Origin of the sequence: Klebsiella sp. K5-204, assembly GCF_030128585.1 — a bacterium.
In the GTDB taxonomy this organism is placed as follows: Bacteria; Pseudomonadota; Gammaproteobacteria; order Enterobacterales; family Enterobacteriaceae; genus Klebsiella; species Klebsiella quasipneumoniae.
This window is the reverse complement of record NZ_JAKUZS010000002.1, coordinates 151,752-172,075: the sequence shown is the minus strand read 5'-3', so window position 1 is coordinate 172,075 and position 20,324 is coordinate 151,752. Positions and strand designations below refer to the sequence as shown.

Here is a 20,324-nt window from a genome sequence, read left to right as displayed (position 1 = left end):
GAGTGGGTACCTGGCTACACTAAAAGCAGCGAAACGACGTTACCTTTGTGCTTTTGCCACGCAACCGCCGCCGATGGCAAAATGACAAAGAGATGACGTCTTCACTTCACTCATTTATAAAACAGCATTTCTTTTAAATCAAAAGACAGGTTCACCATTGTGATCTGGCCGGAAAAACACCGACTGGCGAAGAGGCTCGCAAATCCCGGGATCGGCCCTTGCGCAGCCGGGTAAACAGGAGTAAAGAAAGAAGGAAAGAAAGGGTTATTCCGCGTATCTCAAGGAGGCCAGATGCCTTATTCACATCTGCTGGTTGCCGTCGCGCCAACGCCGGAGAGTCAGGTATTAATTAAAAAAGCGGTGTCGATTGCCCGGCCCGTGAACGCGAAAGTGAGCTTTATCACCCTCGCCACGGATCCGGAGCTGTATAACCAGTTCGCTGCGCCGATGATGGAAAATCTGCGCGAGGTGATGCAGGAAGAGACGCGTGATTTTCTCAACGAGCTGGCGCGTCACGCGGACTACCCGATAGAGAAAATGACCATCGCCTGCGGCGAACTGGGCCATCATATTAAGGACTTCTGCCGGTCGCACCAGGTCGATCTGGTGATCTGCGGCAATCATAACCATTCCCTTTTTTCGCGCGCCACCTGCTCGGCGAAAAATATCGTCGGCAGCTGCGGCGTCGATGTCCTGTTGGTTTCCCTTGAAAAGGGCTAACGCCGGTTAGCCCTTTTCCTGAACTAGGCCAGTTTAGGGAACGTGGCTATCTTCCCCCGCAGGCGGCTCTCCTCACTGCGCGGTGAAATATGCTGCAGATCGTCGACAAAGCGCGCCTGCCAGTTATGAATATCATTTTCTCTGATCACGTCCAGCATCGCAGAATGACGGGCAATACGTTCCGCCAGCGGCATGCTAAGGGCGCGATCCAGCGCGGCGGCAACCTCGTCGCGATCGTAGGGGTTGACGATCAGGGCGCTGGTCAGCTCCTGCGCCGCGCCGGCAAACTGTGACAGGACCAGTACGCCAGGGTTATCCGGATCCTGCGCCGCCACGTATTCCTTCGCCACCAGGTTCATACCATCGCGCAGGGGCGTCACCAGGCCGACGTCAGAGTAGCGGAAGACCTTCATCAGCAGCTTACGGTCAAAATGCTGGTTCAGGTAGTAGAGCGGGGTCCAGCCAAGCTGGCCAAACTGGCCATTGATGCGCCCGGATGCGGTTTCCAGCTGGTGGCGGATGTCCTGATAGGCCTGCACATCGCCGCGGGAGGTCGGTGCGATCTGGGTATAACGGATCTTGCCGTGATGCTGAGGATACTTTTCGAGCAGCGTCTCATAGGCGAGGAACCGCTCCGGCAACCCTTTCGAGTAGTCAAGCCGCTCCACCGAGAAGATATTCTTCACGTTTTTGAGCTCGTTTTTCAGCTGGACCAGCTTCGGCGGCAGCGGACCTTTGGCGTTGCGCGTAATCTCGTCCGGATCGATCCCTATCGGATAAACCTCAGTGCTGAACGCCTTACCCCACGCCTGATAGCGTTTGTCTCCGAGGTCGGAGAGTCGGGTCTGCATGGCAATGCTGTCAAGAAACGCGGTTCTGTCGCTTTCAGTCTGGAAGCCCAACAGGTCGTAATCGCACAGTTGCTCCAGCAGCTCAGCGTGCGGCGGTAGCGCGTTAAAAATCTCCGGCGTCGGGAACGGAATATGCAAAAAGAAGCCGATCCGGTTGTTGACCCCACGCTTGCGCAGTTCGCTGGCGAAGGGCAGCAGATGGTAATCATGGATCCACAGCGTATCGTCTGGTTCGATCAGCGGCAGAAGCTTGTCCGCCAGCATGGCGTTAACTCGCTGATATCCCTCCCAGGCTTCGCGCTGGAAGCTGACCAGATCAAGACGATAATGGAAGGCCGGCCACAGCACGGCATTAGAGAACTGGTTGTAGTATTCATCATGGTCACGTTCATTAAGGTTGAACGACGCCCATGAAATATTTCCGCGGGAGACCTGCTTCAGCGGTTGCTGGTCATCGCCAATTTCGCCGCTCCAGCCAAACCACAGACCCCCTGCCGCTTTCAGTGCCCCCAGGATGCCGACGGCCAGACCGCCAGCGCTCGATTTTTTATCGTCCGGTAAGGCGATACGGTTAGAGACTACGACTAAACGACTCATGGTCATCCCTCCTTTCGGTTTGCGCGTCATACGCCAGATGTTGCAACCACGTCCTTACGGCGGCGGCATCCGCCAACCGCCAGTGCGCCTGGGTTTCCCCGGCGCCCACTTTTATCGACATTCCCTGCAGTTGATTAACCACGCTGAATCCCGCTTCGTCGGTCAAATCATCGCCGACAAAAACCGGTTCGCGACCGGCAAACGGTGCTTCCTGCATGAAGGCGGTGATCGCCTCCCCTTTGTTGACACCGCGGGGTTTAATCTCCACTACGCACTTGCCAAGCTGTAGCGCCAGCAGCGGGTAGCGCTGAACGATGCGCTGCGCCAGCTCCAGCACCGCGCTCTGCTGTTGCGGCGCCTGGCGGTAGTGGAGCGCGAAGGCCATCTCTTTACTCTCCAGCTCGCACCCGGGGAGCGCCTGCAACGCCGAGGTCAGCTCAGCCGCGATTTCATCGCGCAGAGCCGACGGAAGAGAGACAATATAGGTTTTACCATTGATATCACGGCGTTCAGCCCCGTGAACACCGGCCAGCGGTAGCCGCCAGGGATGTGTTAGCGCGTCAAGTTCAGACATTGAGCGCCCTGAAATCAATGCCACCGCCCCGCCCTGCTGCCGGGCCAGCGCGTTGAGCGCCTGCAGCGTGTTGTCGGGTATCACCACCTGATCGGGGTGCGGCTGGATATCGGCAAGAGTACCGTCGAGGTCAAAGAAAAAAGCGTAGTTTCCGGTTAGCGCAGGCGGTACAGATATCTGGTTATCCACCCTGTTTCCTCCTTATCATGGCCAGCCGAAGCTGGTTGTTAATTATATGTTAGCCATGTAAGTATAGACAGTGTGACCAACCTCGCCATTTTTGATAGTTACCGCCAGCGAAACGGGCGCTGACGGTAATTACTCTGTAGACTTAAAAGTTATGCCTGAAATCAGGCCGCACGTTTGGCTTTTTGTTTGTAGCGGTCAAAAATTACCGCCGCCAGTAGGATGACCCCGCGCACGACGTATTGTGAGAACGGCGAGATGTTCAGCAGGTTCATCGCGTTCTCCACGGTCCCGAGGATCAGGATCCCGGCCACCACGTAGGAGATCTTGCCGATCCCGCCCTTCAGCGATACCCCGCCCAGCACACAGGCCGAAATAACAATCAGCTCATAGCCAATCGAGGTCATCGGCTGGCCGCTGGTCATCCGCGACGCCAGGATAATTCCCGCCGCGGCCGATACCAGACCGGAGAGCACAAAGATAATAATCTTGGTGCGCACCACCGGAACACCGGCCAGACGCGCCGCCTCTTCATTGCCGCCTATAGCCAGCGTATTACGGCCAAAGGTGGTTTTGTTTAGTAATAATCCGAAAACCACCAGGCAGGCGACCGTCAGCCAGATCGGCGCCGGCAGACCAAACCAGTTGGCGTAACCGAGGGTGAAGAAGCGTTCATCTTCGATCCCCACCGCTTTACCGTCGGAGATAATGTAGGCCAGACCGCGGACAATCTGCATAGTGGCCAGTGTGGTGATCAGGGCATTGATCTTCAGGCGGGCAATGACAAAGCCGTTGACCAGGCCACTGATCGCCCCCAGCAGCAGACCGGCGGCAATCCCCAGCCACAGGCTTTCGCTCAGGTTAATCACCACCGCGGTAGTGACCCCGGCACAGGCGATAACCGACGCCACCGACAGGTCGAAATCGCCGGAGGCCAGGCAGAAGAGCATACCGCAGGCCACCATCCCGGACATCGAGATCGCCAGCCCCAGCCCCTTCATATTGACGAATGAGGCAAAGTTAGGCACAAAAATTACGCAGCCGATAAACAGCACCGCAAACACCACCAGCATGCCAAACTGATCCCAGATACGGGCAAAGCTAAAGGCAGAGCGGGTAGCGCCGGACGTAGTCACTGATGACATCATTTACTCCTTACTCAGGCGACAGCCTGACTCACTTTTGGCATCGCAAGGCTTAACGCCTGCTGTTCATTGGCTTCTTCATGCAGCAGTTCGCCGGCGACTTGCCCTTCACGCATCACCACGATGCGGTCGGCGACGCCCAGCACTTCCGGCAGGTCGCTGGAGGCAAATACCACGGCGACACCGGAGGCGGCGAGGCCATATATCACGTTGTAAATTTCATGTTTGGCGCCGACATCGATACCGCGGGTGGGCTCATCGAGCAGGATCACCTTCATCTCTTCCGACAGCCAGCGGCCCAGGATCGCTTTCTGCTGGTTGCCGCCAGACAGGTTCATGATCAGCTGTTCCGGGCCCGGCGTTTTAATGTTCAGCGACTGGATATGCTGATCGGCGTTGTCCGCCTCCCAGGCGTTGTTGATCAGGCACCCGGCGTGGATATGCTTGCGCCGGGCGCTGATATTGATGTTGTCGCGCACGGAGTGAACCGGAATAATCCCCTCCGCTTTCCGATCTTCCGGGCACAGCATCATCCCGGCCTGGATGGCCTGGGCCGGTTTGCGTATGTCGACGGGCTGGCCATCGATATACACCTGACCGCTGGTGATCCGCGTCCCGCCGAACAGACCTTTCATCAGTTCGCTGCGCCCGGCGCCCACCAGCCCAAACAGGCCGACGATTTCGCCACTGCGCACCGAGAGGCTGACCGGCGTGCGCACGCCCGGGGCCTTCACCTCCTCCAGACGCAGCCGCTCTTCGCCATAGGGGCGAGGTTTCCAGCCGTAAATATCCCCCAGATTGCGTCCCACCATCGCCTGAACCAGCGCGTCGTGGCTGACGCTCGGCATATCGTCAAAGGTGCAGACGTAGCGGCCATCTTTAAAGACGGTGATGGCATCGCTGAGGGCAAAAATTTCTTCCATCCGGTGTGAAACATAGATGATGACGCGCCCCTCCTCCCGTAGCTCGCGGATAACGCGAAACAGGTTGTCGATCTCCCGGGCGGAGAGCGAACTGGTCGGTTCATCGAAGGCGATAATTTTGGCGTTACGCGCCAGCGCTTTGGCAATCTCCACCATCTGCCACTGGCCAATGGAGAGATACTTCAGCGGCGTCTCCGGGTCGATATCCAGCCCCAGATGCTCAAGCTGCAGGCGGGCCTCGTAGTTGAGCAGCGAGCGGTTGACGATGCCGCCTCTGTGCGGCAGCTGGCCAAGATAGATATTTTCGGCGACGGTCATCTCCGGGATCAGATGCAGTTCCTGATAGATAATCGCCACGCCGGCGTTGAGCGCCGCCATCGTATTGGTGAAGGTCATCTGCTGACCGCCGATCTGCAGGTGGCCCGCGGTGGGGATGTAGTTACCGCTGAGGATTTTCAGCAGCGTCGATTTGCCTGCGCCATTTTCGCCCATCAGCGCGTGGATCTGTCCTGGGTAGCAGTCAAAACTGATATCGGACAAGGCCTTTACGCCAGGGAACGTCATGGTGATGCCGCGAAATGAGAGATAAGGGGTAGACTGTTGCATAACGACTCCGCTCTTCTGCACTCAGCCCCCGCCGCGGCGGGGGCCAGTTCAACCGGGCTGTTACAGCCCTTTTTTCGCCAGCTCTTCTTTGAAGTTATCGCGGGTAATCAGCACCACATCGGTCACCGCAGTGAACTTCGGCGGCTCAACGCCCTTGGTGACCCAGTTGTAGAGCATTTCGCTGGTTTTATAGCCATGAATATCCGGGCTTGGCAGCAGGGAGCCATAGAAACCGGTCGGCTGCGCCTTCGACAGTTCGTTGACGGCATCCACGCCGTTGATGCCAATGCCAATCACATCCGGCGCTTTAAAGCCCTGGCCTTCAGTGGCACGCACGCCGCCGAGCACGGTGTTGTCGTTCATCCCAACGATCAGCCAGTGTTTAACCTGCGGGTGCTGGACCAGCATTGAGTTACCGGCGTCAAACGCCCCCGGGATATCGTTAGATTTTGTCGGAACGCGGTAGATTTGCGCTTCCGGGAAACCGGCCGCCTTCAGGGCATCGATGGAGCCAGTGGTACGACGGCGGGCGGTGTCCAGCTCATCGGCGGTGATGGCCATCACCGCGGTGTCTTTGACATCCCAGCCGCGTTTCTGCATCTCTTTATACAGCTCCTGCCCCTGGCGGGCGCCGATTTCGCTGGCCGCCATCATCACCAGCGGCACGCTCTCCATCGGTTTACCTTTGGCGTTGACGAACTGGTCATCGACGGTAATCACCTTCATGTCATAGCCGCGCGCCTTAGCGACAATCGCCGAGCCGAGCTTAGGATCGGGGGTACAGATGACAAAGCCCTTCGCGCCGCTGGCCGCCAGGCTATCGATGGCGTTCAGGGTTTTCTCACCATCCGGCACCGCAATTTTAATGACGTCAAAGCCTAAATCTTTTCCTGCTTTATCAGCAAATTTCCACTCGGTCTGGAACCATGGCTCTTCCGGCTGTTTCACCAGAAAACCCAATTTCAGGTTTTCCGCCATAGCTGATTGTGACATAACCGCTGCGAGACCAATGGCCGCCAGCGCTTTAGTAAATTTGTGCATGGTAAACTCCAGCTTTAATTCGCTTTCATGTAGGGAAAAATCGGAATTAACTTTTTTATCAGCATCAAAACAAGGCATTAGAAAAATCACATTCCCTACTGCCGTTGTTAGAGTAGTAATACCCGGAAATTATTTCTCCATACGAGAGCATTATCACATCGCGGAATTACAGTAATTGCGTACATAGATTTAGCAAAAAAAGACATAAAAAAAGACATAATTGTCATACAATTTAACCGGCGAATAGCAGGATCATCTATACCACCAGCAGGGTTATCCCTGTGATGTCAGAGGGTGTTTAACAGAGGGTTACGGCACTGTTATATCCAGCGGCTAACGGGGTCGCAGCGGCGGTCAACTGCCTGCCGGCGCTGAAGATCAGCAGACGCGCGTCGCCAGTCCGGTATCGGCCGTTTTATATCGCGATAAAACGGATCTTTTGCGTAATTTATTCCGAATTGAAAAAAGATATTCCCGCTGCATAAAAAAGCCTGCAACAAAAAATAAAAATAATTATCATCACCATGAAACATTGCTCTCTGAAATAACTTATAGCTTTGCGTTATACGACGAATCTCGTAGTCAAATACCTATAACTTATACCTGGCACACCGCGCTAGCGCCCCGGTCTACGCCGCCAATCCCCCGCCAGTAGTCATTCAGGAATAATCGTGTAACAAAACGTAAATTATCCATCTTGAGAGTTTTCTTAATTCCATTCAGCGAGTATTCTAAAATTGTCGGCAAGAGGAAAAATTACCCGACTCATACGGAATGTGTAGAGTTTTATTATTCTGCAACAGTGCAGCGCGCCACTCTTTTATCCTGTTGTTTACCGCAGGAACCGCTGACGCGCACCAGTAACCCCTTCCCGGTTAATAAGGATATTTTTATGGCAGTTCCAGGAATGGCACAAAAGCTAAACACCCAGATGAACCTTGAGTTCCACGCCTCTAACGTTTACCTGAACTTAAGCGAGTGGTGCGCCCGGCATCGCTTCGACGGCGCCGCGACATTTTTGCGCAACCGCGCGCAATGCAGCATCACCCTCACCATGCGCGTATTTGACTATCTGAAAAAAGCCGGCAGCTGGCCGATAGTGAATCCCGACCGCGCCTGTAATCCCGAATGTACCTCGCTGGAAGATCTCTTTACCCAAACCCTGGTCGATTACCGCCAGCGTAGCAGTATGCTGAGCGGTCTCGCCGAGGAAGCCAAAGCGCAGAGCGATGACAACACCTGGCGTTTTCTGACCCGGCTGGCGGAAGAGCAGCAGCAGGATGGGCTGCTGCTGCAAAGCGTGCTCGAGGAAATTCGCAATGCCGACAAAGCCGGGATCGGTATGGAACAGACCGATCGCCGTCTGATGGCCCTCGTCGGAGCGTCACAGAAACCCCATTAATCAGAGGTGTCGGGCCTTTCTCGGCCGATCAGGGGGGAGCGCGTTCGCGCTGCCCCGCCCTGTTTATTAATCCGTTATCGCTATACTTCCCTGCCATTTATTCCTCAAAAGAATAAAAAAGTTTTAACTTGATCCCATTCCCTCCTCACCGTTACCCCTTTGGGGGGATTAGTGAGCGCGGTCACTTTTTGTTGAGCCACAAAGAAATATAAAAACAGTGTTTCAAAAATATAAAACACGAGGTTTATTTTTTATGGCTCGATACACGGCTTCAGCCTCTGAAGGGCTGCAGGGAAGACCGATCTTGTTACGCCATCAGTTAGCCTACGGCGGCGGTAATCTGTTAGGGAGTGGCGCACTGGCGATAAGCGGGGCATGGCTACTCTATTTTTATACGACCTTTTGCGGCCTGACGCTGATCGAGGCCTCATTTATCTTCTCCGTCGCCAGCATCATCGACGCCATCAGCAACCCGCTGATGGGCTATCTGACGGATAACTTTGGCAAAACACGGTTAGGCAAACGCTTTGGCCGTCGGCGCTTCTTTTTGCTGATCGGCATTCCGCTGATGCTGTTCTACCCGCTGCTGTGGGTAGAGGGCCTGAGTTTCTGGTACTACCTGTGCACCTACGTGGTATTTGAGATCATCTACACCTCCATCATGGTGCCCTATGAAACGCTGGCGACAGAGATGACCGATGATTTCTCGCTACGCTCAAAGCTCACCGGCTATAAAGCCATCTTCGGCAAGCTGGCCAACTTCCTCGCCGCGTTTATTCCCGGACAGTTCATTCTGCTGTACGGCAAAGATTCCGCCACCCCTTTCTTCCTCACCGGCCTGACCTACGGCGCGATCCTGATCGTCGCGATTACCTGCCTGTGGCTGTGCAGCTGGGAGCGCGAGCGTGCGGAAGCCGTGGATACCAGCGCGAAAAAGGGGCTGCTGAGCACCTTGCTGTCGCTGGCGAAAGACATGCGTTCCACCTTTTATCTGCGCGTGTTCCGCAAACATCTCGGTATGTACCTGTGCGGGTTTGGCGCGGAATGGCTGTTTGCCTCCATCTTCACCTATTTCGTGATATTCGTTCTGCAGCACGATCCGGCAATGGTGGCCGGGCTGAACAGCCTGAACTCGATTCTGCAGCTGATCTCCACCGCGCTGTTTATCGGCCTGTGTGTGAAAAAGGGCTTCAGCAAACCCTATATCCTCGCGCTGGGGATCGTGATTTTCGCAGTCCTGCTGTATACCTCGCTGTGGTTCTTCCATCTGCCGTCAGGCCTGGCGACCGTGCTGATGTTCGGTATTACCGTGCTGTTCGGCCTGGGGACCGGCGGGGTTTACTATATTCCCTGGACCGTTTACACCTTCCTCGCCGATGTCGACGAGATCTACACCGGACGCCGCCGGGAAGGCATCTATGCCGGCGCCATGACCTTTTCAGGGAAAATTCTGCGCTCGATTGTGGTGTTTTCGATGGGGGCCATCCTGAGCTTTTACGGTTTCCAGTCAAAAGCGCACAGCCAACCGGAAAGCGCCGTGACCGCCATCGCGGTGGTATTCTGCGTCGGTGTCGTCGCCTTAGCCCTGGCCGCCATCGTCTTCAGTAAGCAGATGAAACTGGACCGTAAAGCCCATCTGGTGGTCCTGCAGGAAGTCGCGCGGATTAAAGCGGGCGGTAAAATCAGTGATATTGCGCCGGAGGTGCGGGCAATCGTTGAGGATCTGGTTGGCCATCGCTACGAAGAGTGCTGGGGCAACAGCAAATTGTTTAAAACCGCTGAGGCTGCGCCAACGCAGACCGTGGTTTCCCATTAAAGGAAAAGGCCCCGTCGGTCACCCGCGGGGCCGGTTATTAATGCGTTTCTTCCTGCGGGGTAAACTTCAGCTCAATCAGGGCAATCGCTTTTTGCACCGCGCGAAGCGTCACCGGATCGGCAGAGGCCGGGTGGCTGGCGAAGTCAATGGCTTTCAGCTGGCTGGTCATTTTTTCACGCACTTCCACCGGCGCGATGACGTCAATCACGTCGAGGATCTGCTTGATAACCAGCTGGCAGGCAACCACATCGGAAACCAGCTCGTCGTGTTCGGTAAGATGTTGAGACATTAATTACTCCTTTTTTCAGGAGCGTAATAGTACCCTAAATCGTTAACGATAATAAAACCTGCCGTGGCAGGTTTTTTCGCCACCCGAGTGGCTGGCGGCACCTTTGCTGCCGCTTTGCCGAGGATCCCCTTGATGGCAGCGACAACATGAATACCGCGATCTCTTCCGGGAACGAACGTGCTTTTTCAGCCCCGGCGCTGCTGGTGGCTGGCGCCTTTTTTATGGAGTTTCTCGACGGGACGGTGATCGCTACCGCCCTGCCCGACATGGCGAGAGATTTTGGCGTTACCGCCGTCGAGCTGAATATCGGCATCAGCGCCTATCTGATTACCCTCGCGGTGCTGATCCCCGCCAGCGGCTGGATCGCCGATCGCTTCGGCGCCCGGGCTATCTTCACCCTCGCCCTGGCCATTTTTACCCTTGCTTCGATCTTTTGCGGCCTCTCCAGCGAGATGCATATCTTTGTCGCCATGCGTATCCTGCAGGGGATCGGCGGCGCGCTGATGGTCCCCGTCGGTCGTCTGGCGGTACTGCGCACCACGCCGAAACACCTGCTGATAAAGGCCATCGCCACCCTCACCTGGCCGGCACTGGTGGCCCCTATTATCGGCCCGCCTTTGGGAGGCTTTATTACCCGCTACGCCAGTTGGCACTGGATCTTCTTTATCAATGTCCCGCTGGGCGTCGCGGCGATTATCCTGTCGCTGCGCATCATTCCTGATATCCGCGAAGCAGAGCGGCGCGCCTTTGATATGACAGGGTTTATCACGACCGCGGTGGCGATGGTCAGCCTGGTCACAGCGATGGAACGGCTCGGCGATCGTCAGCCGCAGATCTGGCCGACGCTGGCCCTCGCCGCGCTTGGCTTCGGCTGTCTGGCGTATGCTATTCGCCACTTCCGCCGGGCGACAGCGCCTATGGTTCGTCTGACGGCGTTGCAGGTGCCGACGTTCCGCGTGACGATGTACGGCGGCTCGCTGTTCCGGGCCTCCATCAGCGCGGTCCCCTTTCTCCTGCCGCTGCTGTTTCAGGTGGGGTTCGGCATGGATCCCTTTCACTCCGGTCTGCTGGTGCTGGCGGTATTTGTCGGCAATTTAACGATTAAACCCGCCACCACGCCGCTGATCCGCTGGCTGGGCTTTCGTCGCCTGCTGTTGATCAACGGCGCGCTGAACGTCTGTTCGCTGCTGGCCTGCGCGCTGCTCACGCCGCAAACTCCGGTCTGGGCGATCATGCTGATCCTTTATCTCGGCGGGGTGTTTCGCTCAGTCCAGTTCACGGGCGTGAGCACGCTGGCCTTTGCCGATGTCCCCGCCGCGCAGATGAGCGATGCCAATACTCTGTTCAGTACCGCGTCGCAGCTGGCGGTGGGGCTGGGGATCACGCTTGGGGCAATCGGCATTCGCCTGGGTGAACAGGTCGGCGACTGGCTGCACCTTTCCGCCGTACCGGGGATCAGCTTTCGCCTGGCGTTTATGTTTATCGCGGTGATTTGTCTGGTGGGGATGATCGACAGCCTGCATCTGGCCAAAACGGCAGGCAGCAGCGTGTCGGCGAAGAAATCGTAGAGGATGGAAGGGCCAGCGGCGCTGGCCCTGATAACGATTACCCGACGATCTGGCGGACAAACGCTTCGATCGCTTTATCCTGGCAGTTTTCGAAGAAGCACTGCTGGAAGCGAGGGCCAGAGACCGCGGTTTTCACCAGTTCCGGATCGATGGCGCGCAGGGTATCGAGATAATTTTCTTTGACTACTGCCGCTTTGACCTGGTTGAGGATCCCGGCATTACGCACCTGCGGTTCTTTGCGCTCCGGCGGATAGCCTTCGCCGTTACGACCGGTAAAGGCTTTTTCAAAGATAAACCGCACGTTCAGCTCGGCGCCCCAGCCGAAACCTTTGGCAAACGGCAGCGACAGCGCGTTACCATTGTTGATCTGGGCAAACAGGAACGCATCCGCCGGGTCGATACAGTAGCCGCAGACCACGCCAGGATGGATGTTCAGCGACATCAGCGCTCCCTGGCCGGTACCGCATCCGGTGACCACGAAGTCGACCGCCTTCGAATTCAGCAGGATGCTGGCCATGATCCCGAGGTGAATATAGGTCAGATGATGATCGTTCTCATCGCTCATACCGACGTTATAGACCGGAAATCCTTTTTCGTCGGCAACCGCGTTAAGCTCCTTGAGGATGATGGCGTTTTTGTTCGCCTGGCTGTTCTCCATCATCAGTGCAATCTTCATGGTTTACTCTCCTGAATGCTGTGCGGGCCTGCCCGCAGAATGTCATTGGCGTTGACTGCACTCTACTACCTGGAAAACAAACTTTCAAATTTTATGAAAAGTTGTTTTAAAAATTACGCATCGCTTCACACTTTCGCCGCCTCTGTCGCTCAGGTTAGCGTGTCGCCTCCTCATCAGGACGACTCCGCCTGGCGCTCCCCGCCTCGCAATCCGCAGAGGCAGTCATTTCGCCTCCGCAAAAAACTAATAATAAATTAAAACCATTCTCATTTATTATTAAACTGCCAATGCGTGTTATTCCCATTAGCATTTTAAATAAAATCTTTTTAAATTTACTTTTTGCAAATAATTAAATAACAAATTATAGTGGCAGCCGATAACATCTATATTTTAATTCCAGGAGCGCGACGATGCTGAAAACGGAAATGATCGACAAACTGAATGAACAGATGAATCTTGAACTCTATTCTTCTCTTCTTTATCAGCAGATGAGCGCCTGGTGCAGTTATCATAGTTTTGAAGGGGCTGCGGCCTTCCTGCGTCGCCATGCCCAGGAAGAGATGACCCATATGCAGCGCCTGTTCGACTACCTGACCGACACCGGCAGCCTGCCGCGCATCAACGCTATCGCCTCCCCGTTTGCCGAGTATGCGTCACTGGATGAACTGTTCCGCCAGACCTATGAGCACGAGCAGTTGATCACGCAAAAAATTAATGAACTGGCGCACGCGGCTATGACCAGTCAGGATTACCCGACCTTTAATTTCCTGCAGTGGTATGTCGCCGAACAGCATGAAGAAGAGAAATTATTTAAATCGGTAATTGATAAACTGACCCTCGCCGGGAAAAGCGGTGAAGGTCTGTACTTTATCGACAAAGAGCTGGCCACCCTCGATACGCAGAATTAATTGCCCGCGCCGCGACGCTTCTCCGTCGCGGCATTTTCAATGCTGACAAATCTTGTTTTCTGCGGTGGTAAATCCTGCCTCTCTGGCAATAAATTTGCCTTTCTGCTCTAAAAACGCCACCAGCTCCGCAGCGCTCAGATTTTCCGCCGAACAGGTGTGAAAGCGCGCCTCTGCGCCAAAGCGACGGTGAATGGCCGCCTCCAGCGAAGCCACCGTCCAGCACTCCTTCGACGCCAGCATCATCTGCAGCACTTCATGACCATGAATAGAAGACATAACCCCTCCGGAAAAAAACGCCAGCTTAGGCCAGACCGACGGCCCGCGCCTTGCGCCAGCGCAGGCTTTCATCCTTTCGACCTTGTAAAGTTTTAATTACAGAGCTTGTAACCCTGATTTGACGAAAGACGCAATATCCCCTACTCTGCGCGGCATAAATTATTGTGATTTGCTGTAGGGATAGCGAAAAGCGTGAAGAACCGCACTCTGGGCAGTATTTTAATCGTAGCCGGCACCACAATCGGTGCAGGTATGTTGGCGATGCCATTGGCCGCCGCAGGCGTCGGCTTTACCGTCACGCTGGGTTTACTTTTCACCCTGTGGGCATTGATGTGCTATACCGCCCTTTTGCTGCTGGAAGTCTACCAGCATGTCCCTGCCGATATGGGGCTCGGTTCCCTGGCGGCGCGCTATCTGGGCCGTTATGGACAATGGATCACCGGGTTCTGCATGCTGTTTCTGCTGTATGCCCTCACGGCGGCCTACATCAGTGGCGCCGGCGAATTACTCGCTTCCAGCCTCAACCAGTGGCTGGACTGGCAGCTGCCGCCGGCTGCCGGCGTACTGATCTTCTCCCTGCTCGGCGGGGCGGTGGTGTGCATTGGCACCGCGCTGGTCGACCTGTTTAATCGCTTCCTGTTTAGCGCCAAAATCGTCTTCCTGGTGATTATGCTGGCTCTGCTGATGCCGCACATTCATCAGGTGAACCTGCTCACGCTGCCGGTTGAGCAAGGCCTGGCGCTGTCGGCCATTCCGGTGATCTTTACCTCTTTTGGCTTTCACGGCAGCGTGCCGAGCGTCGTCAGCTATCTGGAGGGCGATATCCGTAAGCTGCGCCGGGTGTTTATTATCGGCAGTTTTATTCCGCTGGTGGCCTATATTTTCTGGCAGCTGGCGACGCTGGGCAGTATCGACGCTCCGGCCTTTACCGCCCTGCTGGCGCAACATGCCGGTCTGAACGGTCTGCTGGAGGCGATCCGCGAAGTGGTAGCGTCACCGCACGTGGAGCTGGCCGTACACCTGTTTGCCGACCTTGCGCTGGCGACCTCCTTCCTCGGCGTCTCGCTCGGGCTGTTTGATTATCTGGCCGATATGTTTCAGCGCAAAAACAGCGTCAGCGGGCGTCTGCAGAGCGGGATGATCACCTTTCTGCCGCCGCTGGCGTTCGCCCTGTTCTATCCCCGCGGCTTCGTCATGGCCCTGGGCTACGCCGGGGTGGCGTTGGCCGTGCTGGCCCTGATGTTACCGGCCATGCTGGTCATGAAGAGCCGCCGACTGCATCCGCAGGCCGCCTGGCGGGTGGCCGGCGGCGCCCCGGCACTGTGGCTGGTCCTGCTGTGCGGGATCGGCATCGTAGCGATCCAGTTCTGCATCGTCGCCGGGCTGTTACCGGCGGTGGGATAAAAGAAGGGGCCAGCTGGCCCCTTTTTCATTTCGCTAAGCAACACTGCTTATACTTTTTACCGCTGCCGCACGGGCAGGGATCGTTACGTCCGACTTTCGTCTCATTTCTTACCGGCTGCGGGACCACCTCCGGCTGCGGATTCGCCATCCAGTACTGGTAAAGCGCCAGCGCCGCCGGGGTGATGCGCTCGATGCTGGCGATAAATTCTTCCGCCGTCAGATTATCCAGCGCGGAAAACTGTTCTTCGCTACCGTGGAGCGCAATCGCCTCCAGCTCAGGCTGAAGTTCAGCAGGCAGCGTCGACCAGTCGCTCAGCGCCACGCCGCGCAGATAGCCAAAACACCACTCTTCAACGATGGTCAGCTCCTGACCTTCCGCTTCACGGGTGCCGAACAGCGGTTCGAACTGATCGGGATAAGACTCCAGCCGTTCGGCGATATCGCTCATATGCTGCAGCGTCAGATTGACAAAGCGATCGCGCTCGCGGTCGTTGGCCCAGCGTGGCACATTATCGGCACCACCCCAGATAGCCAGCAGCCACTGGGCGGGTTCGATAGCGGTGGGCGCCGAGAGGATCGCCGTCAACAGGCCATCCAGTTCAGAGACATCCAGAATAGCGCCTTCGGTGGCGTATTTCGCCAGCGTCTCGTCCAGCCATTCCAGTTCGTTTTCGTTTAAAGGTCCGGTATTCATTCACAGGCTCGCATGGAAAAATCGGGCCTACAGTAGCCGAAATGCCGGCAGAAAGCCACCCGGCAGCGCCCATTGCGCCTGCGTCGACCCGACACAATCAGGCCAGCCCGTGCAGCGCCGCCGCCACGTCGCGACAGGCCTCCTCCCCTAACGGCAGCAAGGGGCGGGGAAGCGAGTCAGGATCACACAATCCCAGAATGGCCGCAGCGGCGACCACCACCCGCAGGCTGCCGCCGTAGCGGTCAAAGCACCGCCAGAGGGGCGCAAGTTGCTTATTCAGCGCCGCCACCTGTGCCGCATCGCCGTGACGGATGGCTTTCACCAGCGCCAGAGAGATACGTGGAAAGAGGCCGCCGCAGACCGAGTACCAGACCTCGCAGCCGGCCTGCAAGCCCGCTGTCGCGCGAACGTCACCGCTAACGCCAAGCGTCACGCCGCCAGGCAGATGACGACGCAGAGCCGCCACCCGTTCGCTCGCCTGCGGCGCGGGCAGACCGGGAATTTTTATCGAGGCGATGGCCGGTAAGGCAGCAATCTGCCCCTGCAGCTCATCCGATAACGTCACGTGGGTGGTACGGGGGTTGTCATACAGGCAAACCGGCACCGAGGCATGCCTGCAGACCTCCTCGTAAAAAGCGTAGATCTCCTCCGCAAAGAGCGGCTGATAGGACATCATCGGCAGGAGCAATGCATCCGCCCCGGCCTGCTGGGCATCCTCCACCAGCCGGAGCACCTCGCTGGTGGCGATGGCGCCGACGCCGACCATCATCGGGGTCGACCCGGCATGCGCCTTCGCCACCTGCACCACCCGCTTGCGCTGTTCACGACTGAGATAGGCGTAGCTGCCGGTTGAGCCTAAGATGCCCAGGGAGTCGACTCCGGCATCGGTAAGACGAGCAAGAAGACGAATAAACGCTTTTTCATCGATAGTTTGCTGATGCAGCGGCGTCAGCGGAAACGCGCAAAGCCCTGTGAACATGATGCCTCCGGCAGGCTGGATGAAGTGTCCGGTCGATAGTAGCAGGGAGAGTTCGTTTTGTCCTGGGACAAATGAGCGATTGCCGGTGACAATGGATTGTTTCCCACTACGTGGTGATCCCGTTCGCGAGATTGCCGCCGTCAGCCCAGTCATCGATAGCCACCAGATTCTGCCGAGGATATTCAACGACGCCGTGCCCTGCAGTCGCTATTTTTTGCTGGATTGCCAATCTTAAATCAACTTGTCATAATCCCGCGCAATTTATATGGCTATATATTTAAGCAGCAATTAAATAAAGCAACACTATGGCTTCAAGCGGATAAAAAATGGCAGATGACATCCAGAAAAAATATCTCAAAATATTGTTAATAAAGTCTACGTATAAAACATTACTGGGTCGCCCCGCAGATCCTGACGGTCTTAAAAATTATTACCATGCAATTTCTGACAAGTCGCTTGCAGAATCAGCACAACTTCTTAACGCATCGCTGATCAATAGTGACGAGTTCAAGGGATTAACACCATCCAGAATGGCATTCGAGAATGTATGTATCCCGCCACATCCTGTATCAGGGATTGAAACTCAAGGACAATGGGCTGTGAAGCACATTGTGTCATTAATTCGCTATATCGTTTTACCCCTGAGTCTGAAGAAAGATTTACCGGCAAATTCCCCTCGCTTACGGATGAGATGGTATTTATATCGAAAGTACTTTCTTTCAACCTCGAACTATAGAGACGGTTTCAACGCCGGTTCGCTGTGTACCCGCTTGCCTCCCCCTGCTGGCCTGGGGGAGCGAGATCGTTCCGATCATATAATCCCCCACCCGCTAAGCCTATTATCCGCCGCGACCCGGACCGGCTTCACTACGGTAAGCCTCTACGCCAGAGGTCTGTGCCGATCACAGACCATGACTTCAGGCCTCTCCTTGCCCGGAGTCAGAACGGCATCCCGTATCATCAGGCGCAGGCTTAGCCAGTAACAATGTTTCGGGTGCAGGACAAGGTGGAGAAGAAAAACAGGATGACATGTCGTGATAAAGCGGGGTTTAAAAACAAAAAAACCACCCGTAGGTGGTTTCACGACACTGCTTATTGCTTTGATTATTCTGCTTTTATCCCAATGGTACCCGGAGTGGGACTTGAACCCACACAGCGCGAACGCCGAGGGATTTTAAATCGTGCGCGTTTAGCCATATTATCATAGACATATCACCGAATTTCATAACAAAGATAAATATGAATTCACTTAATTATCAACTAGTTGAAAACGTTTAAACTACTTAATTATGAAGATATTGATCCTTAAACTACAGTGCGTATGCCATAACAAGCGATGTAGATACTTGCCAAATTTAATTTACAGGATTACATTAGTTACTATTATTGACTACAAAGTGCAAAGTGCAAAGTGCAAAGTGCAAAGTGCAGAAATACATAATTCTAGGGGCACATAAATAATGAGATCGTATTCAAGGTAAAGAATGAGAAAATTGCTAATGAAGATCAACTTCGTTAAGGCAAAATTGAAAAAACATGCAATTTAAGGTTAGTAGGGTTAGATAAAATTTTATGATAACTAAGATGATAAGATATAATTATATCTGCCTTAGAGGATTTAAAAATGGAACTTCTGAACTTATCCCCAACGAAATTCGAAAATTTAACTTTTGATATTGTTACGGCCTTAGGATTAAGAAATGCTGTGTGGAGAACCCCTGGTAGTGATTCAGGTCGTGATATAGAAGGTGATTATTTTATATGTGATTTATCTGGGCAGTATCAAAGACAAAAATGGTACATAGAGTGCAAACGTTACACTTCATCAGTTGATTGGCCTACTATTTGGAATAAAATTGCTTATGCTGAAACTCATGTCGCAGATATACTTTTATTTATAACAAGCTCATCACTTTCACCACAAGCTATAGATCAAGTTAGACTTTGGAACGACTCAAACAAAAAACCAATTATTAGATTTTGGGGCGCAGTAGATCTTTGCGCAAAACTAAACCTATACCCACAAATAGCAAAAAAATATGGTTTAAAGCCTGAGAGCGAATCGAATATCGAAGCTTTCATGCCATCAATCGATCTTCTTCTTAGAATAACAAATTCTTTATCACCTGAAATTGGCGAAGTATCACAAACAAAACTATGGTTATTACACTCGTTTAGTGAACTAATTTCCCGAAGAATATTGGATGTGAATTTAGGTTATGGATTTTGTTTTAGGGAACATACTGAAATTGATTACTTTGATTGGGTTGATGTAAAAAAAGTGAACTTACTATATTTTGATAAATATTCTACCAGAGCGCTTCTAGCTTATCTATTTTTTATACTTAAAGAGGCGCCAACAATCGTTCAAAAATCTCCATCTTTAATCCATCTCCTGATTCCCAGAGAGCTAAGAGAATCAGAGGTAAACCACATTAAGATAATATCTCACTTATCCAATTTTACCATAAGTACCATAGACGAAGAGATTGTTTTAGAGCTAACTTAAAAGGTCAATATATGGACAATAAAGAAACATTATTTTTAATTCAAAACATTACTCATCAAGCTATTAATCCAATGAGTGGGGTTATTGGTGCGCTCGACAATCTTATCGATGGGGTTGTTCCAGAACATAAAAGAGAGCAACGCTTACGCCGAGCCAGGTCACAACTAGAATATACAGTCTCATTAATACGAAATCTATCTTATTTTGCAGAATATGCTTCAGGAAATACAGCATCAATATCACACTCTTCTATCAAAACCACAGTGATACCTCAAGCAATTATTGAGTCCGCTCAATTTTTCCAAGATCAAGGACAGCATGATCATATTAAAATTGAATTAGAAAACAGAACAATTCAGAATTGTGTTAGTGGCGATCCCAATTTATTAAAGCAAGTGTTCATGAACTTAATTGATAACGGTGTAAAATATGGAAAACCTGGTAGTATACTAGTGATAAAAAACAACATACAAAAGAAAACCAATGATCTTATTATTACCTTTGAGGGTTACAGCGAGCCTTTTTCTAATGATGAAGATTTATTTGAGATTGGATATAGGGCTAAAAGTGCAAAACAAAGAACATCATCTGGTTCAGGCCTGGGACTCCACATATGTAAATTAATTGTAGAGAATGCGTTTAACGGGTCAATCTCAGCTCATCATTCATTAGCAGGGATGACAAAATTCGAAATCAGAATACCAAATGGGTTTTTGAAATGAAAAAAATATTAATACTTGATGATGAACCTATGTTTCTCGATTGGATTGAGGACTTTACCAACTCATTAGGTTTTTCAGTAAAATTTATAACATCCGTTAATGATGCATATGAAGAGATCAACAATGCTAAAATCGATGAATACTCGGCCTTAGTTTTAGACTTAAACGTTCCTGTTTCACCCGAACTTGAAGCTTTATTGAAGCAAAAGCAAAACGTTTTCCAGGAATTTAGAGGTTTATTTATTGCGCAACAAGCCAGAACCAAAGGTATTAGTGGAAGGAAAATTATAGTTTACTCAGTGCATGATAATGCTGAAGTTGAAGAAATATGCAAGCGACTAGATGTTTCATACATACCCAAAGGCAGAGCTAAGGTTTTGAAAGATAAGTTGCAGTCAATTTTATTGTTATCCTGATTTTTATTCAAAAAGCACATGC

General features: G+C 53.1%; 21 protein-coding genes and 1 pseudogene. 11 read left to right on the top strand and 11 right to left on the bottom strand.

Features of this window, described 5'->3' with window-relative positions:
* Positions 1–291 precede the first annotated feature (291 nt).
* Positions 292–720, top strand: a complete 429-nt coding sequence (gene uspC, locus MKR05_RS06300) for a universal stress protein UspC (RefSeq protein WP_004203433.1) — start codon at positions 292–294, stop codon at positions 718–720.
* A gap of 23 nt (positions 721–743) precedes the next feature.
* Here uspC and otsA read toward each other — a convergent pair whose 3' ends face one another.
* The 5 genes from otsA to MKR05_RS06275 all read right to left on the bottom strand — a co-directional run bounded on the left by otsA (position 744) and on the right by MKR05_RS06275 (position 6,643).
* Positions 744–2,168, bottom strand: a complete 1,425-nt coding sequence (gene otsA, locus MKR05_RS06295; RefSeq protein ID WP_032453397.1) for an alpha,alpha-trehalose-phosphate synthase — start codon at positions 2,166–2,168, stop codon at positions 744–746.
* Positions 2,143–2,931 carry a trehalose-phosphatase gene (gene otsB / locus MKR05_RS06290; RefSeq protein WP_023290265.1) on the bottom strand — a complete coding sequence of 263 codons (789 nt, stop codon included), beginning with the start codon at positions 2,929–2,931 and terminating at the stop codon, positions 2,143–2,145. The genes otsA and otsB overlap by 26 nt, the downstream gene beginning before the upstream one ends.
* A gap of 161 nt (positions 2,932–3,092) precedes the next feature.
* Entirely contained in the window at positions 3,093–4,073 is a 981-nt protein-coding gene (araH, locus tag MKR05_RS06285; RefSeq protein ID WP_023290266.1) for an L-arabinose ABC transporter permease AraH, read from the bottom strand.
* 14 nt (positions 4,074–4,087) lie between these two features.
* A complete protein-coding gene (araG, locus tag MKR05_RS06280) occupies positions 4,088–5,602 on the bottom strand; it encodes an L-arabinose ABC transporter ATP-binding protein AraG (protein ID WP_049013747.1) in 1,515 nt (504 codons plus the stop codon).
* Between the two features lie 60 nt (positions 5,603–5,662).
* Positions 5,663–6,643 carry an arabinose ABC transporter substrate-binding protein gene (locus MKR05_RS06275; RefSeq protein WP_004203441.1) on the bottom strand — a complete coding sequence of 327 codons (981 nt, stop codon included), beginning with the start codon at positions 6,641–6,643 and terminating at the stop codon, positions 5,663–5,665.
* Between the two features lie 892 nt (positions 6,644–7,535).
* Here MKR05_RS06275 and MKR05_RS06270 point away from each other — a divergent pair.
* Entirely contained in the window at positions 7,536–8,045 is a 510-nt protein-coding gene (locus tag MKR05_RS06270; protein WP_032453399.1) for a non-heme ferritin-like protein, read from the top strand.
* Positions 8,046–8,149: 104 nt separating this feature from the next.
* Here the strand turns inward: MKR05_RS06270 and MKR05_RS06265 are convergent, their stop codons facing one another.
* Positions 8,150–8,284 (bottom strand): hypothetical protein, encoded by a 135-nt coding sequence (locus tag MKR05_RS06265; RefSeq protein WP_049013748.1) that lies wholly within the window; start codon positions 8,282–8,284, stop codon positions 8,150–8,152.
* Positions 8,285–8,349: 65 nt separating this feature from the next.
* On the opposite strand from MKR05_RS06265, the gene MKR05_RS06260 reads away from it, so the two are divergent.
* Positions 8,350–9,861, top strand: a complete 1,512-nt coding sequence (locus tag MKR05_RS06260; RefSeq protein ID WP_032453400.1) for an MFS transporter — start codon at positions 8,350–8,352, stop codon at positions 9,859–9,861.
* Positions 9,862–9,898: 37 nt separating this feature from the next.
* Here the strand turns inward: MKR05_RS06260 and MKR05_RS06255 are convergent, their stop codons facing one another.
* On the bottom strand, positions 9,899–10,150 hold the full coding sequence (locus tag MKR05_RS06255; protein ID WP_004203448.1) for a DUF2766 family protein: 252 nt from the start codon (positions 10,148–10,150) through the stop codon (positions 9,899–9,901).
* A 146-nt stretch (positions 10,151–10,296) separates the two neighbouring features.
* Between MKR05_RS06255 and MKR05_RS06250 the strand changes: the two genes are divergently transcribed.
* The gene (locus tag MKR05_RS06250) at positions 10,297–11,718 is read left to right on the top strand and encodes an MFS transporter (protein ID WP_131096033.1); all 1,422 of its coding nucleotides are present in this window, start codon (positions 10,297–10,299) and stop codon (positions 11,716–11,718) included.
* A 37-nt stretch (positions 11,719–11,755) separates the two neighbouring features.
* On the opposite strand, the gene MKR05_RS06245 is transcribed toward MKR05_RS06250, so the two are convergent.
* On the bottom strand, positions 11,756–12,394 hold the full coding sequence (locus tag MKR05_RS06245) for an RpiB/LacA/LacB family sugar-phosphate isomerase (RefSeq protein ID WP_023290273.1): 639 nt from the start codon (positions 12,392–12,394) through the stop codon (positions 11,756–11,758).
* A 242-nt stretch (positions 12,395–12,636) separates the two neighbouring features.
* On the opposite strand from MKR05_RS06245, the pseudogene MKR05_RS06240 reads away from it, so the two are divergent.
* Both MKR05_RS06240 and ftnA read left to right on the top strand, forming a co-directional pair.
* Positions 12,637–12,747 (top strand): annotated as a pseudogene (locus tag MKR05_RS06240) (hypothetical protein); the annotation flags it as partial.
* Between the two features lie 57 nt (positions 12,748–12,804).
* Positions 12,805–13,302: a non-heme ferritin gene (ftnA, locus tag MKR05_RS06235; RefSeq protein ID WP_004203451.1), complete on the top strand. Its 498-nt coding sequence runs from the start codon at positions 12,805–12,807 to the stop codon at positions 13,300–13,302.
* A 36-nt stretch (positions 13,303–13,338) separates the two neighbouring features.
* On the opposite strand, the gene MKR05_RS06230 is transcribed toward ftnA, so the two are convergent.
* The gene (locus tag MKR05_RS06230; protein ID WP_023290274.1) at positions 13,339–13,578 is read right to left on the bottom strand and encodes a YecH family metal-binding protein; all 240 of its coding nucleotides are present in this window, start codon (positions 13,576–13,578) and stop codon (positions 13,339–13,341) included.
* Positions 13,579–13,770: 192 nt separating this feature from the next.
* Between MKR05_RS06230 and tyrP the strand changes: the two genes are divergently transcribed.
* Positions 13,771–14,982, top strand: a complete 1,212-nt coding sequence (gene tyrP / locus MKR05_RS06225) for a tyrosine transporter TyrP (protein WP_131096034.1) — start codon at positions 13,771–13,773, stop codon at positions 14,980–14,982.
* 25 nt (positions 14,983–15,007) lie between these two features.
* On the opposite strand, the gene MKR05_RS06220 is transcribed toward tyrP, so the two are convergent.
* Both MKR05_RS06220 and MKR05_RS06215 read right to left on the bottom strand, forming a co-directional pair.
* On the bottom strand, positions 15,008–15,676 hold the full coding sequence (locus MKR05_RS06220; protein ID WP_131096035.1) for a YecA family protein: 669 nt from the start codon (positions 15,674–15,676) through the stop codon (positions 15,008–15,010).
* 97 nt (positions 15,677–15,773) lie between these two features.
* Entirely contained in the window at positions 15,774–16,655 is an 882-nt protein-coding gene (locus tag MKR05_RS06215) for a dihydrodipicolinate synthase family protein (RefSeq protein ID WP_110237399.1), read from the bottom strand.
* A gap of 326 nt (positions 16,656–16,981) precedes the next feature.
* Between MKR05_RS06215 and MKR05_RS06210 the strand changes: the two genes are divergently transcribed.
* The 4 genes from MKR05_RS06210 to MKR05_RS06195 all read left to right on the top strand — a co-directional run bounded on the left by MKR05_RS06210 (position 16,982) and on the right by MKR05_RS06195 (position 20,302).
* The gene (locus tag MKR05_RS06210; RefSeq protein ID WP_131096036.1) at positions 16,982–17,638 is read left to right on the top strand and encodes a hypothetical protein; all 657 of its coding nucleotides are present in this window, start codon (positions 16,982–16,984) and stop codon (positions 17,636–17,638) included.
* Positions 17,639–18,279: 641 nt separating this feature from the next.
* A complete protein-coding gene (locus tag MKR05_RS06205) occupies positions 18,280–19,164 on the top strand; it encodes a restriction endonuclease (protein ID WP_240822997.1) in 885 nt (294 codons plus the stop codon).
* An 11-nt stretch (positions 19,165–19,175) separates the two neighbouring features.
* The gene (locus MKR05_RS06200; RefSeq protein ID WP_240822998.1) at positions 19,176–19,886 is read left to right on the top strand and encodes a HAMP domain-containing sensor histidine kinase; all 711 of its coding nucleotides are present in this window, start codon (positions 19,176–19,178) and stop codon (positions 19,884–19,886) included.
* Complete coding sequence (locus MKR05_RS06195) at positions 19,883–20,302, top strand: response regulator (RefSeq protein ID WP_240822999.1); 420 nt, start codon at positions 19,883–19,885, stop codon at positions 20,300–20,302. The genes MKR05_RS06200 and MKR05_RS06195 overlap by 4 nt, the downstream gene beginning before the upstream one ends.
* Positions 20,303–20,324: the final 22 nt, after the last annotated feature.

What these genes read in the sequence shown, in the direction of transcription:
- uspC (WP_004203433.1), top strand. Translation starts at nt 292, where the DNA reads ATGCCTTATTCACATCTGCTGGTTGCCGTCGCGCCAACGCCGGAGAGT.
- otsA (WP_032453397.1), bottom strand. Translation starts at nt 2,168, where the DNA reads ATGAGTCGTTTAGTCGTAGTCTCTAACCGTATCGCCTTACCGGACGAT.
- araH (WP_023290266.1), bottom strand. Translation starts at nt 4,073, where the DNA reads ATGTCATCAGTGACTACGTCCGGCGCTACCCGCTCTGCCTTTAGCTTT.
- araG (WP_049013747.1), bottom strand. Translation starts at nt 5,602, where the DNA reads ATGCAACAGTCTACCCCTTATCTCTCATTTCGCGGCATCACCATGACG.
- MKR05_RS06275 (WP_004203441.1), bottom strand. Translation starts at nt 6,643, where the DNA reads ATGCACAAATTTACTAAAGCGCTGGCGGCCATTGGTCTCGCAGCGGTT.
- MKR05_RS06270 (WP_032453399.1), top strand. Translation starts at nt 7,536, where the DNA reads ATGGCAGTTCCAGGAATGGCACAAAAGCTAAACACCCAGATGAACCTT.
- MKR05_RS06255 (WP_004203448.1), bottom strand. Translation starts at nt 10,150, where the DNA reads ATGTCTCAACATCTTACCGAACACGACGAGCTGGTTTCCGATGTGGTT.
- MKR05_RS06250 (WP_131096033.1), top strand. Translation starts at nt 10,297, where the DNA reads ATGAATACCGCGATCTCTTCCGGGAACGAACGTGCTTTTTCAGCCCCG.
- MKR05_RS06245 (WP_023290273.1), bottom strand. Translation starts at nt 12,394, where the DNA reads ATGAAGATTGCACTGATGATGGAGAACAGCCAGGCGAACAAAAACGCC.
- ftnA (WP_004203451.1), top strand. Translation starts at nt 12,805, where the DNA reads ATGCTGAAAACGGAAATGATCGACAAACTGAATGAACAGATGAATCTT.
- MKR05_RS06230 (WP_023290274.1), bottom strand. Translation starts at nt 13,578, where the DNA reads ATGTCTTCTATTCATGGTCATGAAGTGCTGCAGATGATGCTGGCGTCG.
- MKR05_RS06220 (WP_131096035.1), bottom strand. Translation starts at nt 15,676, where the DNA reads ATGAATACCGGACCTTTAAACGAAAACGAACTGGAATGGCTGGACGAG.
- MKR05_RS06215 (WP_110237399.1), bottom strand. Translation starts at nt 16,655, where the DNA reads ATGTTCACAGGGCTTTGCGCGTTTCCGCTGACGCCGCTGCATCAGCAA.
- MKR05_RS06210 (WP_131096036.1), top strand. Translation starts at nt 16,982, where the DNA reads ATGGCAGATGACATCCAGAAAAAATATCTCAAAATATTGTTAATAAAG.
- MKR05_RS06205 (WP_240822997.1), top strand. Translation starts at nt 18,280, where the DNA reads ATGGAACTTCTGAACTTATCCCCAACGAAATTCGAAAATTTAACTTTT.
- MKR05_RS06200 (WP_240822998.1), top strand. Translation starts at nt 19,176, where the DNA reads ATGGACAATAAAGAAACATTATTTTTAATTCAAAACATTACTCATCAA.
- MKR05_RS06195 (WP_240822999.1), top strand. Translation starts at nt 19,883, where the DNA reads ATGAAAAAAATATTAATACTTGATGATGAACCTATGTTTCTCGATTGG.